The organism is Lacticaseibacillus absianus (assembly GCF_013407595.1).
Classification (GTDB): domain Bacteria; phylum Bacillota; class Bacilli; order Lactobacillales; family Lactobacillaceae; genus Lacticaseibacillus; species Lacticaseibacillus absianus.
The window spans coordinates 1-13,904 of sequence record NZ_JABEKX010000007.1 but is presented as its reverse complement, the minus strand read 5'-3'; the positions used below and the strand labels follow the sequence as shown (position 1 = coordinate 13,904).

Below are 13,904 nucleotides of genomic sequence, written 5' to 3'. Positions count from 1 at the left end.
ATCGCGCGACATGACCAAGGAGGCCCGCATGGCAAAAGCACCCGTAGCAAAAAATCAGGAATTCACCGTGACGATCGAAGACCTTTCATACGAAGGGATGGGCGTCGCCAAACTTGACCACTATCCGCTGTTCGTGGAAGGCGCTCTCCCCGGGGAAACCGTGGTGATCCGGGTCGTCAAGGCCGAGAAAAAGTACGCGTTCGCGCGGCTGATACAGGTGGTGACGCCGTCACCCGACCGCGTCACGCCGAAGGCTCAGGCGTACGCACAGACAGGGATCGCGCCGCTACAGCACCTTGCGTATCCTGCCCAGCTTAAGTTCAAGCAACACCAGATCGAGATGCTCTACCACAAGGCCCAGCTCGCCATCCCCGTCCGCCCAACGCTGGGGATGACCACGCCGTATGGCTACCGCAATAAGGCCCAGATCCCAGTTCGCGCCATCGCTGGGGTGGTGACGACCGGTTTTTACAAGCGCCGGTCACATGAGCTGATCCCGCTGACCGATTTTTACATCCAAGACCCGAAGATCGACGCGGCGGTGCTCGTCGTGCGCGACCTGCTGCGCCAGTACAACGTACCGGCGTATGACGAGGCGACGAACAGCGGCGTGATCCGACACATCATGGTGCGGCGCGGGTACTACTCGCACCAGATGATGATCGTGCTGGTCAGCCGGACTTGGGTCGTGCCGCATCAGGCCGAACTCGTGGCGGGGATCAAGGCGGCGCTGCCCGAGGTCACCAGCATCATGCTGAACCTCAACGAGCGGGCGACTAATGTGATCCTGGGGCCGAAGACCCGCACACTGGACGGGAACGATTACTTGGAAGACCAGCTACTTGGCAGTACTTTCCGCATCAGTCCGCTGAGTTTTTATCAAGTCAATCCGACGCAGACCGAAGTCTTGTACACCGCGGCGGTGCGCGCGGCCGGACTGACGGGGCGGGAGGTCGTGATCGACGCCTACTCTGGGATCGGCACAATCAGCCTGACGATGGCCGAGCACGCCAAGCAGGTCTATGGGGTCGAGGTCGTGCCGGAGGCGGTGCGCGATGCGAAGGCCAACGCCCGGTTGAACGGCGTGACCAACGCCGAGTTCCTGGTCGGCAGGGCTGAAGACGTGATGCAGACCTGGAAGGATCAGGGCCTACACGCGGACGTCCTGATGGTCGATCCGCCACGCAAGGGACTGGCACCAGAGTTCATCGCAGCCGTCGGGGTCATGCTACCGCCGAAGCTGGTCTATGTCTCCTGTAACCCCGCCACACTGGCGCGCGATATCGCCGCGCTACAGGCGTTCGGCTACCGCGCGACGGCCACGCAGCCGGTCGATATGTTCCCACAGACCACCAGCATCGAGAGTGTCACCGCACTGACCCTCGGGTGAGCGCGCGGTGGCCAGGCGCATCGGGCAACCAAAACAGGGGCAAGGCCTCGACCGGACGGTGGTCGGGGCCTTGCCCCTGTTGGGTGTCGCGGTCAGCTGGGCGCGGCGGTGAAGGCTGCGATCACCGCGGCCGCTGCCGTGGCCGGGTCCTGTTCGGGCAGAACGATCGCTGGGGCGGCGAAGCCCCACCCCAGCGTGGGGCCGACTTGCAGGTGTAGCGTGCGTAGGTCGGGGGGCGCCGTCACCAGTGTGATCAGACACGCGGGGTCGAGTGGATCGGTGGCGTCCATCGCCAGCACCGTGGTCGCTTCAAGCGTGGGGTCAGCCGCCATGGCGTTGTCGGCGATCTGCTCGGCGATCGCGACCCAGTGGCCTGGGGTCGGCGACGGCGGCGCGGTCGTCGCGGCATGGTAGACCGGTGGGGCATCGGTCGGGAGGAGTTCCGTCGGGTGCGCGCGCGCTTGGATGCGCTGACCGGAGTCTGGCCAGCGCAGCCCGGTGAACCCGTAGTAAGTGATCGAGAGCTGGGTGTGTGCCCGGATCCCGGCGATCACGGTGGTCAAGGCGTGAAGATCCGTGGTGTGCAGGCTGTGTAGCGGGATCGAGCGCTGGCGGAAGCCGCGGTGGTGCGTCCAGAAGAAAAAGTTGATCGTCTGATCGTACGGGTCGCGCACGACAGACAGCCAGTAGCGTGTGTTCGAATGACGGTCAAAATGTAAATCGATCCGCTCGTTGATCAGCCGGATATCTTGGCGCCAGTCCATCAGCATCACCTCACCTCATTATACGAACGTATGTTCTAATTTGGCAAGCCGCACCTTTCAAAACTGTTCGCAGATTGTTGGGTCCACCGATGGCACTGACCGGCCGCGCTTGCGATAATCGAGGAGAGGTGAATAAACGATGCGTAAACTATTGATCGGACTGGTCCTCACAGTCGCAGTGGCGTTCGGGGGGATCAAGCTCTATGAAGTGACGAACTATGGCGGGACAGCGTACTATACCCGCATCACGACAGCTGGCACGAAGGTGACCCAGCGCGCCGATGATGGCAGTACCTGGACTGATTACCGGTACAGCCAGCGCGGCTACGATGAGGCCGGCCACGCTCGCATGCTCAAGTTCAACGGGAACAAGACGCGGCCGCTGCGCCGCGGGGCGTACCTGAAGCTGACCTATAACGCCAAAAAAGGGGTCACGCGCTGGGAGGCCGTCTCCGATGTTGACGTGCCCGCCAAGGCCTTGGCCCGACTCAACTAGGGGCTGTACGAAAGGCGCACTGGGCGCTGACCGGGCGTCATTGAGCATGGCGCCGCCGCCCGGATAACCGCCAAGGGGCCGTGACAGCCCTCTTGGTGGCCCGACTATTCCAGAACGTGATGTGCCATAGCGCAACGTCCTGGACGTACAAGCGTGGCCCTCAGCCAAGCCCGAAATTCGGGTTTGGCTGAGGGCCACGCTTGTATGTTGGGCTAAACTCGCGTTATGGAACAGCCCTTTGTCAGTGATGGGGCTCACGCTGGATGCGTTGGGGTAATGATCTGGTACGTCGTGTCTTCGGCTTCGTCGTAGACGGTCGTTGGGCCTTGCTCATCCGTGGTGATGATCAGTTCGTACCCGTAGTGATCGAGAAATGTCAGTTTCTCCATCGTGATCCCGGTGACCTGGCCGGGCAACGTGCGGCCGTCGATACTGATCGCCAAGTCCGCGCCGACGATCAGTTGGTGCGTCTTGTTGGTCAGCTCGTCAAGGAAGGCGTACTTGCCCGTATACTGATGCGCGAGCTGCTGGACCGGGTTCGGCGCCGGTTGCGCCGGGGCGGGCCGCCGTGAGACCAGTCGATTCAGCGCGGCCAATATTGGGTGGGCATGTGTGGCCATTCAAGAGCCTCCTGACAAAAATAAGATGATGTCCTTATCATAACACGCGAATATGTCAGGGGTGCCACGTTGCACTGCATTTTGTTTGCAGTCCTGTTAAAATAGTATTAAGACACAGCCGGATCGGCAAAGGAGCGTGCAAAACATGAAGTTAGGGATCATCGGCACCAACTGGATCACCGCACAGTTCGTTGAGGCGGCGACCGCGACAGGGCAGTACACACTGGCCGCTGTGTATTCGCGGCGCGCAGCGACCGCAGAAGCATTCATCGCCTCAACGGCCCCGGCGACCGCCTATACCGACATGGCGGCATTTCTCGCCAGCGACGTCGAGGTGGTCTACATTGCCAGTCCCAATGGCCTACACGCCGAGCAGACCGTCGCGGCGGTCAACGCCGGTAAACACGTGATCGTGGAAAAGCCGATGGTGACGCACCCAAGCCAACTGGCGGCGATCGAAGCGGCTAAGGCGGCCCATCCTGGGGTCTTCGTGTTCGAGGCGGCGCGCCACGTGTATGACCCGAACTTTGCGGTGATCCGCGACTTCGCGGCCACGCACCCGCTGAGTGGGGCGACGCTGGCCTATGCGAAGTATTCGTCGCGCTACGATGACTACCTGGCGGGCAAGGACCCGAACATCTTCTCGCCTCGGTTCGGCGGCGGCGCGCTGATGGACCTGGGCGTCTACCTCGTCTATGCGGCGGTCGCGTGGTTCGGGGTGCCGACGCACGCGGTCTACCTGCCGCACCTGCTGGCCAGCGGGGTCGATGGCGATGGCGTCGCCCGCCTGACCTACCCTGAGTTTGACGTGACGCTGATTGCGGGCAAGGCCTACAACAGTCAGCTTGTCAGTGAGCTGTACACGGGTCGGCAGACCCTGAGCTTCGACTCACCCGGAGAGCTGAACCGTGTGACCCTGGTGGATGACACGCCGCATGAGCTGACGCGCCCCAAGGATGCCAACCCGATGGCCGATGAGGTCGCCTTCTTCGCAGAAGCGATCCAGACGCACGACACGGCGGCGGAAGCGGCGCAGTGGGCACTGGCCAAGCAGGTCCACACCGTGATGGGCCAGTTGCGTGCCAGCACGGCCATTCACTTTGCGAACGACCCAGAATAGAGGAGAAACTGTGACCATTTCAACCGTTTTTGAACCGCTGTGGCGCCAAGCTGGCTTCACTGAAGAGACCCCGATCCAGACCGCAGTTGCCCTGCCGCTGCGGCAGGATGAGTCCATCGTCGGCCTGGCGCCGACGGGGTCGGGGAAGACCCTGGCCTTCGGGCTGCCCCTGCTCGAGAAGCTCGTCCCGGGAGACGGCGTTCAGCTGATCATCCTGTCACCGTCTCAAGAGCTGGCGGTGCAGACGCGTGACGTGCTGCGCCCGTATGCGCAGGCCGTCGGTGCATCCATCGTTGGGATCACCGGCTCGGCCAACGTGAAGCGGCAGCTCGAGCAGCTGAAGAAGAAGCCGGAAGTGCTCGTCGCCACGGCCGGGCGCCTGTTGGAGCTGGTCGCTGCCGGTAAGGTGCGCTTGCACACATTGCAGACGTTGGTGGTCGACGAAGCCGATGAGCTACTGCGCGATCCGGGCCTCGGGCAGGTCCGCGACTTGGCAATGGAAGCGCCGGCCGATGTGCAGCTGGCCTTCTTCTCTGCGACGCCGAGCCCGATGTTCGCCGACCTGGCGAAGTGGTTCGGCCAAGACGTGCGCGTGATCGACGTGCGGGCGATCGACCATACGCAAGGGGCGGTGCGCCACCTATTCATCCAGACGGACAACGCGCACCGCGAGACGTGGTTGCGACACTTAGCGCATTTGGACAAGTTTCAGGCGCTGGTGTTTTTCAACCAAAACGCGGTGATGGAGAAAGTCGCCCGCACCCTGTCACACCAGCAGATCCGTTTTGCGGTGCTGTCGCGGACCGACCGAGCGGCCAACCGCGCTAAGGCGCTGACCGATTTTCGCAAGGGCAAGCTGACGCTGCTGTTGGTCACGGATCTGGCCGGGCGCGGACTCGATATCCCGCACCTGCCGGCGGTGATCAACTACCAGACGCCTAAGCGGGCAGAGGCCTATATCCACCGAGCTGGCCGGACCGGGCGAATGGGCGCATCGGGGGATGTCATCACGATCGGGGATGACCACGACCGGCGCGACTTGAAGAAGCTCGTGCCGCAGTACGACATCGTGCGCGGCTTCTTAGCCGACGGTCGGTTGACCACAACGCCGCCTGCGCGCGAGGCTGACGCCGCCGCGCCGACGCCTGAGGGAGTGACCCCGCAGCCTAAGCGGCCGGCCCCAGTGCGGCCTCAAGTCAGCGCCGCGGCGCCGCAAGCAAGCGTGCCCGTACCGCCGAAGAAGCATAAGAAGAAGCGTGCCCGGGACCAGAAGAACAAAGGCAAGCGCAGGCCCAAGGCGTAGCCCGGGACTTGTACCCACCAATCTAAAATAGTACACTGAATTAAAGCGGTACCATCGAATGGGCCACAGCAGGAGGGTCAGTCATGCAAGTCGAACACACGATCAACGTGCCAGCCGGGTACGTTTACCAAACCATCGTCGATTCCGTCCTTTACGATATCAAGCAGGCGACAGGTAATACCATCGCTCCCGGGGCATTGCTCGGTTACGAGTACCAAAAGCCAATGGGTAAGCGCGGCCGCGGACGGGTCAAGATCACCAAGGCCGATAAGAACCGGGCGTATGCGTTCCAGACGCGCGCCGGGCAGGCGACCTATTACGTCGAATACCAGCTACAAGAAACGCAGGATAATCAGACTAAGGTCACCTACCGTGAAAGCACGGTCCGTGACTCGAAGTTGCAGGCTTATAACGAGATGCTGGTGATGCTGCTGCTGGGCCATGGCCGTAAGCGGCGGATCAAGATGATGCTGGACGCTATGGAGCGCCAGTACAACGAGTGAGGAACGTCGTCGCGCAAGCGGCGGCTTTTTTTTGATCCGATCGGCGTCACATTCCGTGCGCTTGGGCGCTTCTCTTAGTAAAGGGAGGCGAGTAGATGACATTGAATGGCTATGATCTATCGAGCAATAACGTCCTGGCCAAGCGCGCGTTCAGCGTCGGGCCCGTTGCGAGTGACTTCGTTGTGATCAAGGCGACCGAGGGGCTGACCTACGTCAATCCGCTGATGACCGTGCATCTGACCCAGGCGTTGGCGGCTGGGCGACTGGTCGGCCTGTACCATTACCTGCGGGCCAATGCCCCCGAGGCGGAAGCCGCGCATTTTCTCCAAATTGTGCGGCCTTACCTCGGCCAGGCCGTGCTGGCGCTCGATATCGAGGACCGCCCGCTGTTGAGCCAACTAGGGCCGGATAACGGGTTACGCTTCCTCGACGCCGTGTGGCAAGTCAGCGGGGTGCGGCCGTTGGTGTACACGAACGTCAGCGAGGAGCGCAGCCGTGACTGGCGCCGGGTGGTCGCGCGCGGGTACCCGCTATGGATCGCGCAGTACGACCACACGCGTCCCGTCGATGGTTACCAGCCGCGGCGCTTAGCCGCCGTGCTCCGCCACTGGCCCACGTACGCGATGTATCAGTACACCCCGAGCGGCCGGCTACCGGGGTGGGCTGGGCCGCTGGACCTGAATGTCTTCACCAAAGACGCGGCCGCGTGGCGTGCGCTGGCCCGCGGGACCCAGCTGCCCCTGATGGTGGCCGAGCCGATCGCCGGCTTGCAACGGTGGCTCAATGCGACTGGTGCGGCACAGCTGGCAGTGGACGGGCAGGCCGGTCCGTTGACCCGCACCGCGTTGGTCAGCGCCGTTCAGCGAGAGCTCAACCGGCAGTTCAACGCGGGCCTCACGGTCGATGGGCGTTTCGGGCCGGCGAGTCAGGCGGCGATGCGGCCCGTGCAGCGTGGGGCTAGCGGACCACTGACGCGGTTGATCCAAGGTGCGCTGGTGATCCGCGGCGTCGGACCGCTTGCGCTTGACGGTCAGTTCGGGCTGGCCACGGAAGCGGCCGTCCGCCGGTTCCAGTCGGCGCAACGCCTGGTCAGCGATGGCGTCGTGGGGCCGCAGACGGCCCGATGGCTGTTCGAGTGGTGAAAATTTTCAGAAAAACCTTTTGTCAGTGCCCGAAGCGTGTTATATTGTAGGTGCACAGCAACCGGCATATTGCCGTGCAATCGAATATGGTGTCTTTGCATGTCTAGCGTTTGACGCCATAGGAGCGGCCCGGACTTACGCGCAAGCGTTGAGCCCGGGCTGTTTTTTGGCTTCAGGTGGGACTGACCAAGACGCTGGCGCGTGCGTTGAGGCGACGGACGCGCGCCTCTGTCATGAGGACGTTGTCGGCGTGGCTGTCCGCGCCGGGGTGACTTAGTGCGTCACGGCTCGATCGTGGATGACGCGCACATCGACGCGTTGACCGCCTCGAACTGACCCCCTCCCATCGGGCAACAAGGGCGCCGATGGTTTTTGTGGGCACGTTTGATCTTGCGTCAGGGGCTAATTGCCGGTGGAAGGCCACTGAAACGAGTTGCAGGCGTTGAAAAACAATGAAAAACGGGCCGCACCGGCTTTTGAACACCAATGCGACCCGCTAGACCCGTGCGAATGCGACAGGGGGGACTCGTGGGTAACTGCTATGCCGCTTGTAGCACTGGGTTTCACGCCGCCGAGTTTGGGTCGGAGACCGGACGAAAACCGGACCAGATCACAGCAGCTTGTCGAGCGTTGCAGAGATACGATCATCGTCACGCGCCTTCATTTCAGCGATCTCATGGACATAGGTGGATAGGGTCGTCTGCAGGTCCTGATGACCAAGCCGCTTCGAGACGCTTAGCGGGTCGATGCCGTCGTAGATCAGGATTGACCCGTGGGTGTGGCGTAGGCCGTGGGTGGTGATCACGTTCCTGGTCTCGGCGCGCTCACATAAGCCGCGCAGCGTCGCGTTAGCCGCCTCGTTGTTGATGATACGGAAGTCTGCGTTGCGGAATACCAGCCGGTTGCGGTCTTCGTAGCTGCGCTTGGCGAAGTAGTCGGCCTGCTCATCCTGCAGCTGACGAAGCACGGCCGCCAGCTTGGCAGACATGCTGATCGTGCGGTAGGCTGCAGCGTTTTTCAGGGGCCCGAAGTTGTCGAACTCGACCCGGTTTTTGTAGATCCAAGAGCGGTCGATGGTGATGGAGCCATGCTCGAAGTCGATACGGTCCCACGAGAGGCCCACAGCTTCCTCGTATCGCATTCCAGTGTAAGACTGGACAAGTATTACATAGTCGGCCATGTGGCGCAGAGAGGCCCCTTTTCGGGCCAATTCGAGCACCTTCTCCAGATCGCCGAGCGACAGGTACTTCTCTTCCGGCTTCTTGCCGGCCTCGCCGGTGATCTGCACGCGGCGGGTGAAGTCTGTGGCGATGATCCCGGCGTCGATCGCATCTTGTAAGATGCTGCGCACATAGTGGTTGACGCGTGACACGGTGGTCTTGGCCAAGGCCCGGCCAGTGCGATCCCGCTTGTGCGTTCCCAGGTAGTTGATAAACTCCTGGTATTGCATCTTGGTGATGCTGCTTAGTGGCGTCGCCCCGAAGTAGTCACGGACGTATGCAAGGCTGGCAGCGTACCAATGATCGGTGCTCTTCGAGAACTTACCCTTTTTGTAGGTGGTGATCCACTGGTCAAAGTAGTCGGTCAGGCTGATCCGTGACCCCGCCATCGATCCGCCCTGGGCCGTGGTCAGCTCCAGGCTGGCCATGAAGGCCTTGGCCTCACGCTGCAGCTTGAATTTCCGACGGATCTCACGGTTGTTTTCGCGGGTGCCGATCGTCGCGCGGACCTCGAAGAGCCCCGCCTTGTTTTTCGTCAGTGTTGCCATGTCAGTGACCTCCTGTGATATACTTGGAGGCGCAAGAGCGCGCCTCGCGTGCTGTCTGCAGCTGCACCTACCCACTTCTGCCAAGTTGTGAGGGTAGGTGCTTTTTTTGTGTCTACAAGCCAAGTAGCTGCTTCTTCTTTGCGTCGAAGTCTTCCTGGCTGATGATCTCATCGTCGAGCAGCGCTTTGTACTTGCGCAGCTCCGCGATCGGGTCAACTGCTGGCTCCGCTGCGGGTGCCGGCTGATCGGCAGGGGCCTCGGCGGCCGGTGCTGCAGGTGGTTCCGTAGCCTGCGGTGCCGATTCCTCTGGGGCTACTTTGAAACTCTTGAGCTTATAGTAATCGTTCGTCATAGTCTCAAGAACCACAGTGATAGTGCTGGCGTCATCGACGGACTCCAATGTAATTTCGGTACTGGATGGGTCTTCGACCTGGTTGGTAGTGCTGGTCGAAGTTGCTGTGGTTGAGGAAGTGCCGGTCGTCTTGTCTTTACCTACGTGTGAGCCAACGATTGCGCCAGCGGCCGTCCCGAGAGGGCCAAACGCGGTTCCGATGATGGCTCCACCCAATCCATGGCGCTTTTTCTTTGTCTTGCCGGTTGATTGGGTATCTGACGAGTCCTGCTTGGTGGTTTCCTCGTGATACTTGGCGCCCGCGAACTCAACGCCGCGAAGGCGGAAATATTTAGGCTCATCGAGGTTGAAGATGACCGTGTCATCATCCAGTTGCATCATTTCGTTTCCAAAAAATGTTTGTGGCGCGTTAACGAGTTGCTGGCCGGCAATGAACTTCACGCCTTGCTTGTACTGAATGCGCGCCTTGAGCGCTGCCTTTGCTTCCTTGCGTGCTACCTTGTCAGCTGCCTTGGCATCCTTAGCAGCCTGCTTTTCTTCTGGCGACAGGGAAGGGCCCCCGGCCAGGTTGTCAAAAAGTCCCATGTTTTGAACCCCCAGTATTTCAGCTTTTTTCGTCATCAGTATTTGGACGTGAGCTATTAGAAGAGCTTCGTTAATTGCTTCAACCGGCCGACTACCCAAAAATCATTGCATTCTGCTGCGGGTATGATGATTGGCTTGTGCGCGGGGTTTGAAGGACTTAGCACGATTGCGGTGTCAGTCTTAGTGACGTGCTTTAAGGTGCCATTTTCGCCGTCATAGATCACCGCATAGATTGCGCCGTCTTCCTCTACGACGTCGGTGCGCTCGATCAACGCGAGATCACCATCGAAGATGCCGTCGCCAGTCATCGAGTCGCCAGCGACGCGCAAGTAGAAATAATTGCCGGCTTCGTTCAGCCCGCTTTTGGCTGTGCTTTGAGTGCCCTGATAGTCTTGAAATGCTATGCCGTTCGGGCCCGCTTTGATCGTGCCGACAATTGGGAAGGTCACGATGTCGTCGGGCACAATGGCCATAAACGGCGGGATGACATGCTCTGACTCGATCACTTTTCCGAACCCGTCATTGATCTCTCTGGCGGACTTCGACGATAGCTCGCTTTCGTGATTACGCTCGAGGTAGATGCCCCCGGCATGTTTTGTGGACATGGTCTTTTTTAGCGCAGCCATCACCCTAGTCGCCGTCGAGTCTCCACGAAGGTACGCAGTGGAGACTCCAAAGAATTCGGCGACTAGCTGCAGCTTGGCTTCTGGGGCGTCGTATTTCCATTTTGAAAGTGTGCCATTCGAAAAGTGAAGGGTCATCTCGAGTTCGCGGATCGAGATTCGGCGCTGTTTGGCAAGGTCTTTGATGCGCTCATATATGGTCATTAGGGTCCTCACAATCTAAATGCAGAAAAATATTCTACAAAATCATTGACATGCAGAAAAATCCTCTATATACTCTTGGGTGTAGTAAAGAGAACACAAGCGAGTGCTGACAAACCTGGGAGGGGAGCCACGCATCGTTGTATTTTCTATGGCTACATTGTAGAACTTTGTTCTATGCTTTGCAACACGTTTTAGAAAGGAGGCCGGAAAAAGTGGCGTACATCTACAAGAACATCCAGCGCTTTGCTGATGAACAGCACGTGTCTATCCGACAGTTGGAGATGGACCTGAGCTTCTCGAACGGGACCGTCTCGAAATGGAAGACTGATGCACCTATCCCGAAGCTGCAGCTAGTGGCCAACTATCTTGGCAAGTCACTGTCGCAGTTAATTTACGCCAAGCCAAAGGAGGCACAGAAATGAGCGAACCACAACTATTCAATTTTCACGGTCAGCAACTGCGAACCGTACTGGTCGATGATCAACCGATGTTTGTTGGTAAGGACGTGGCCGAGGTGCTTGGGTATCAAAACGGGAGTCGAGACGTAAACACGCACGTCGAGAAAGAAGATCGGCTGAAGTACCAAATCGGTACCTCAGGTCAAGCACGCGAGATGACGGTGATCAACGAATCGGGCTTGTACAGCCTGGTCTTGTCGAGCAAGATGCCAAACGCCAAGGAGTTCAAACACTGGGTCACTGCAGAAGTCCTACCGACTATCCGCCGACACGGCGCTTACCTCACGCCGGACACGATTGAGAAGGTACTGCTGAACCCGGATACCATCATTGAGCTGGCAACACAGCTCAAGCAGGAGCGGACCGGTCGCATGATTGCCGAGCAGCAGGTCAATGAGCTCCAACCAAAGGCTGACTACTACGACCAGATTCTGGCCAACAAAGGACTGGTCCCTATCACGTCTATAGCGAAGAACTACGGCATGTCGGCGCGGGCGTTCAATGGTCTGCTCCATGAGTACGGCGTGCAGTTCAATCAGTCCGGTAGCTGGTACCTGTACAGCAAGTATCAAAGCCTTGGCTACACGCATACGGAGCCGATACCATTCACCCATTCAGACGGACGACCGGACGTCAAACCAAGCACCAAGTGGACGCAAAAAGGCCACATCTTCTTGTATGAGTTACTCAAAAAGAATGGCGTGCTACCGATGATTGAGCAAGGACAGGAGGCGCGCTGATGGAGTTCGACACGGTTAAAGAAGCTATGGCATCGATCATCGACACGTGTGAGAGCACGAGCATCGAGGTCAATGGCCGCCCAGCAACCACGGAAGAAATCCTTGAGTACGTTTGCGAGCAGGCATACGCGCTTGCTGATTTACTGGGCATGTCTGATCTATATCTGAGAGACCGCAAGGAGGCATAGCCATGGACACGATCGACGTAACAGCAAAGTTCAGCGTCGCGATCCCAGCGGACAAAGTGCTGGTCGATCGCGACGAGTGGGAGCGAGTGACAGTCAGCAGCCTGGTCGGCAAGCGCTGGACCAGAAAAGACTGCATTGATCAGCTTGGCGGCATGCGAATACCTGACTTCACCGAGCACGTTTTGAAGCCGAAACGAGCAGAGCTCGAGTCAATCGGCGCCGTGCTCAGCTGGTCCAACGGCAAGCGGGGTGGCGGTAGCAAGTATCTGTTCCGCGCCACGGTGATGAGCCGGTGGCTTGAGGACAACCTAGACCAGATCACGAAAGGGGGATGGCCAGCATGATTCCAATTGATCCGATCAGCTTTTTGGCCGGCGTCGGCATCGCCGCACTGGTGGCAGCAGTGAAAGGCAAGCGCAGCTGGCGCGACTGCTTCGTGATCACCGACGACGACATGGACGAGGAGGAATACCAGTGAAAGACAACGTCAAGTTTATCCGCATCTCATCCGAGGATCGCATCTGGCGGGTCGAAGTCGACGGCACCGAAGTCGGCGAGCTCAATCAATGTGAGGGCGCCAGTTGGTACTTCGACTACTCGGACGGCGACGAGACCTACTTCGATGACGGCCTGACGATCTACCAAGCCAAGAAGGCCTGTATCGACTACCTCGAGAAGATCGGGGAGGTGTGACACATGACACCTTGGGAGATCAATCAGCTGCTGGACCAGCATGATCTGGAGAAGCAGCACCAAGCCGAAGACGGCGATAGCTGGGCCGTGAAGGAGGACATGTATGAAGACTAGCAACTTCGTCAGCACCGCCAGCATGACCCACGAGCAGTGGCTGCTAGAGCGGCGCAAGGGCATCGGCGGCAGCGACGTGGCAGCCATCCTGGGGCTATCGCCGTGGCGCTCGCCATTCAGCGTGTGGGCCGACAAGACGGGCCGCCTGCCGATCGAAGAGGGCGACAACGAGTTCATGCACTGGGGCACCATCATGGAGCCAATCCTGGCCCACGAGTTCGAGGCGGTGACCGGCAAGAAGGTCTACCGCCAGAACAAAACGTTTTTCGACGCGGAGCACCCCTTCCTGCGTGCCAACATTGACCGCGACATCGCCGGCGAGCCCGGCTTCCTCGAGATCAAGACGGCGAGCGAGTACAAGTCAGCCGAGTGGGCTGACGATGAGGTGCCGGTCCCGTATCTGCTGCAGGTACAGCACTACATGTACGTGCTCAACCGCCCTTACGTCTACTTCGCCTACCTGATCGGTGGCCACCACTTTGACTTCAAACGCGTGGAGCGCGACGACGAAGCAATCGGCATCATTGAGCCGCAGCTGATCAAGTGGTGGGAGAAACACGTGATCGGCGACGAGGCGCCTGAAACTGACGGCACCAGCGCCACGGCCGCCGCGCTGCGGGCCCTGTACCCTGACGACACCGGCGAGGTGATCGATCTGCCAGGCAGCTTCGACTCGCTGCTCGAGTCACGGGAGCAGCTCAAGTCGTCAATGGCTTCGAGCAAAGAGACTATGGACGCGGTCGACAACCAGCTGCGCGCCGCGATCGGCGACGCCACCGTCGGCGAGACGGCGCTGTGGAAGGTCACCAACAAGGCAAACAAGCGCGGGGCACGGGCCCTG

The 13,904-nt window shown here is 59.8% G+C and carries 18 protein-coding genes; 13 read left to right on the top strand and 5 right to left on the bottom strand.

Going from position 1 to position 13,904, the window contains the following annotated elements; all coding sequences use genetic code 11:
* Positions 1-28: 28 nt before the first annotated feature.
* Positions 29-1,390, top strand: a complete 1,362-nt coding sequence (gene rlmD, locus HII33_RS13395; protein WP_179396314.1) for a 23S rRNA (uracil(1939)-C(5))-methyltransferase RlmD — start codon at positions 29-31, stop codon at positions 1,388-1,390.
* A 92-nt stretch (positions 1,391-1,482) separates the two neighbouring features.
* Here the strand turns inward: rlmD and HII33_RS13390 are convergent, their stop codons facing one another.
* Positions 1,483-2,160 carry a hypothetical protein gene (locus HII33_RS13390; protein WP_179396313.1) on the bottom strand — a complete coding sequence of 226 codons (678 nt, stop codon included), beginning with the start codon at positions 2,158-2,160 and terminating at the stop codon, positions 1,483-1,485.
* 133 nt (positions 2,161-2,293) lie between these two features.
* Here HII33_RS13390 and HII33_RS13385 point away from each other — a divergent pair, with 133 nt between their 5' ends.
* Positions 2,294-2,650 (top strand): YxeA family protein, encoded by a 357-nt coding sequence (locus tag HII33_RS13385; protein WP_179396312.1) that lies wholly within the window; start codon positions 2,294-2,296, stop codon positions 2,648-2,650.
* Between the two features lie 254 nt (positions 2,651-2,904).
* On the opposite strand, the gene HII33_RS13380 is transcribed toward HII33_RS13385, so the two are convergent.
* On the bottom strand, positions 2,905-3,270 hold the full coding sequence (locus HII33_RS13380; RefSeq protein WP_179396311.1) for a DUF4828 domain-containing protein: 366 nt from the start codon (positions 3,268-3,270) through the stop codon (positions 2,905-2,907).
* 145 nt (positions 3,271-3,415) lie between these two features.
* On the opposite strand from HII33_RS13380, the gene HII33_RS13375 reads away from it, so the two are divergent.
* From HII33_RS13375 to HII33_RS13360, 4 genes are all read left to right on the top strand, one after another.
* On the top strand, positions 3,416-4,390 hold the full coding sequence (locus tag HII33_RS13375; protein WP_179396310.1) for a Gfo/Idh/MocA family protein: 975 nt from the start codon (positions 3,416-3,418) through the stop codon (positions 4,388-4,390).
* 10 nt (positions 4,391-4,400) lie between these two features.
* On the top strand, positions 4,401-5,693 hold the full coding sequence (locus HII33_RS13370; RefSeq protein WP_179396309.1) for a DEAD/DEAH box helicase: 1,293 nt from the start codon (positions 4,401-4,403) through the stop codon (positions 5,691-5,693).
* Positions 5,694-5,776: 83 nt separating this feature from the next.
* On the top strand, positions 5,777-6,196 hold the full coding sequence (locus HII33_RS13365) for a DUF3284 domain-containing protein (RefSeq protein ID WP_179396308.1): 420 nt from the start codon (positions 5,777-5,779) through the stop codon (positions 6,194-6,196).
* A gap of 95 nt (positions 6,197-6,291) precedes the next feature.
* Positions 6,292-7,338 carry a GH25 family lysozyme gene (locus HII33_RS13360; protein WP_179396307.1) on the top strand — a complete coding sequence of 349 codons (1,047 nt, stop codon included), beginning with the start codon at positions 6,292-6,294 and terminating at the stop codon, positions 7,336-7,338.
* Positions 7,339-7,948: 610 nt separating this feature from the next.
* On the opposite strand, the gene HII33_RS13355 is transcribed toward HII33_RS13360, so the two are convergent.
* The 3 genes from HII33_RS13355 to HII33_RS13345 all read right to left on the bottom strand — a co-directional run bounded on the left by HII33_RS13355 (position 7,949) and on the right by HII33_RS13345 (position 10,870).
* Positions 7,949-9,106, bottom strand: coding sequence for a tyrosine-type recombinase/integrase (locus tag HII33_RS13355; RefSeq protein ID WP_179396306.1), 1,158 nt, complete (start codon positions 9,104-9,106; stop codon positions 7,949-7,951).
* Positions 9,107-9,218: 112 nt separating this feature from the next.
* Positions 9,219-10,043, bottom strand: coding sequence for an SHOCT domain-containing protein (locus tag HII33_RS13850; protein WP_246287483.1), 825 nt, complete (start codon positions 10,041-10,043; stop codon positions 9,219-9,221).
* Positions 10,044-10,099: 56 nt separating this feature from the next.
* Complete coding sequence (locus HII33_RS13345) at positions 10,100-10,870, bottom strand: LexA family transcriptional regulator (RefSeq protein WP_179396305.1); 771 nt, start codon at positions 10,868-10,870, stop codon at positions 10,100-10,102.
* A gap of 212 nt (positions 10,871-11,082) precedes the next feature.
* On the opposite strand from HII33_RS13345, the gene HII33_RS13340 reads away from it, so the two are divergent.
* The 7 genes from HII33_RS13340 to HII33_RS13310 all read left to right on the top strand — a co-directional run.
* Positions 11,083-11,292, top strand: coding sequence for a helix-turn-helix transcriptional regulator (locus HII33_RS13340; protein WP_179396304.1), 210 nt, complete (start codon positions 11,083-11,085; stop codon positions 11,290-11,292).
* The gene (locus HII33_RS13335) at positions 11,289-12,068 is read left to right on the top strand and encodes a phage antirepressor (RefSeq protein ID WP_179396303.1); all 780 of its coding nucleotides are present in this window, start codon (positions 11,289-11,291) and stop codon (positions 12,066-12,068) included. Before HII33_RS13340 ends, HII33_RS13335 begins: the two co-directional genes overlap by 4 nt.
* Positions 12,068-12,256, top strand: a complete 189-nt coding sequence (locus HII33_RS13330) for a hypothetical protein (RefSeq protein ID WP_179396302.1) — start codon at positions 12,068-12,070, stop codon at positions 12,254-12,256. Before HII33_RS13335 ends, HII33_RS13330 begins: the two co-directional genes overlap by 1 nt.
* A gap of 2 nt (positions 12,257-12,258) precedes the next feature.
* A complete protein-coding gene (locus HII33_RS13325; protein WP_179396301.1) occupies positions 12,259-12,600 on the top strand; it encodes a DUF771 domain-containing protein in 342 nt (113 codons plus the stop codon).
* Complete coding sequence (locus HII33_RS13320) at positions 12,597-12,734, top strand: hypothetical protein (protein WP_179396300.1); 138 nt, start codon at positions 12,597-12,599, stop codon at positions 12,732-12,734. Before HII33_RS13325 ends, HII33_RS13320 begins: the two co-directional genes overlap by 4 nt.
* On the top strand, positions 12,731-12,949 hold the full coding sequence (locus tag HII33_RS13315; protein ID WP_179396299.1) for a hypothetical protein: 219 nt from the start codon (positions 12,731-12,733) through the stop codon (positions 12,947-12,949). The genes HII33_RS13320 and HII33_RS13315 overlap by 4 nt, the downstream gene beginning before the upstream one ends.
* Positions 12,950-13,052: 103 nt before the next feature.
* The coding region (locus HII33_RS13310; RefSeq protein WP_179396298.1) for a YqaJ viral recombinase family nuclease at positions 13,053-13,904 on the top strand (852 nt) is incomplete at its 3' end.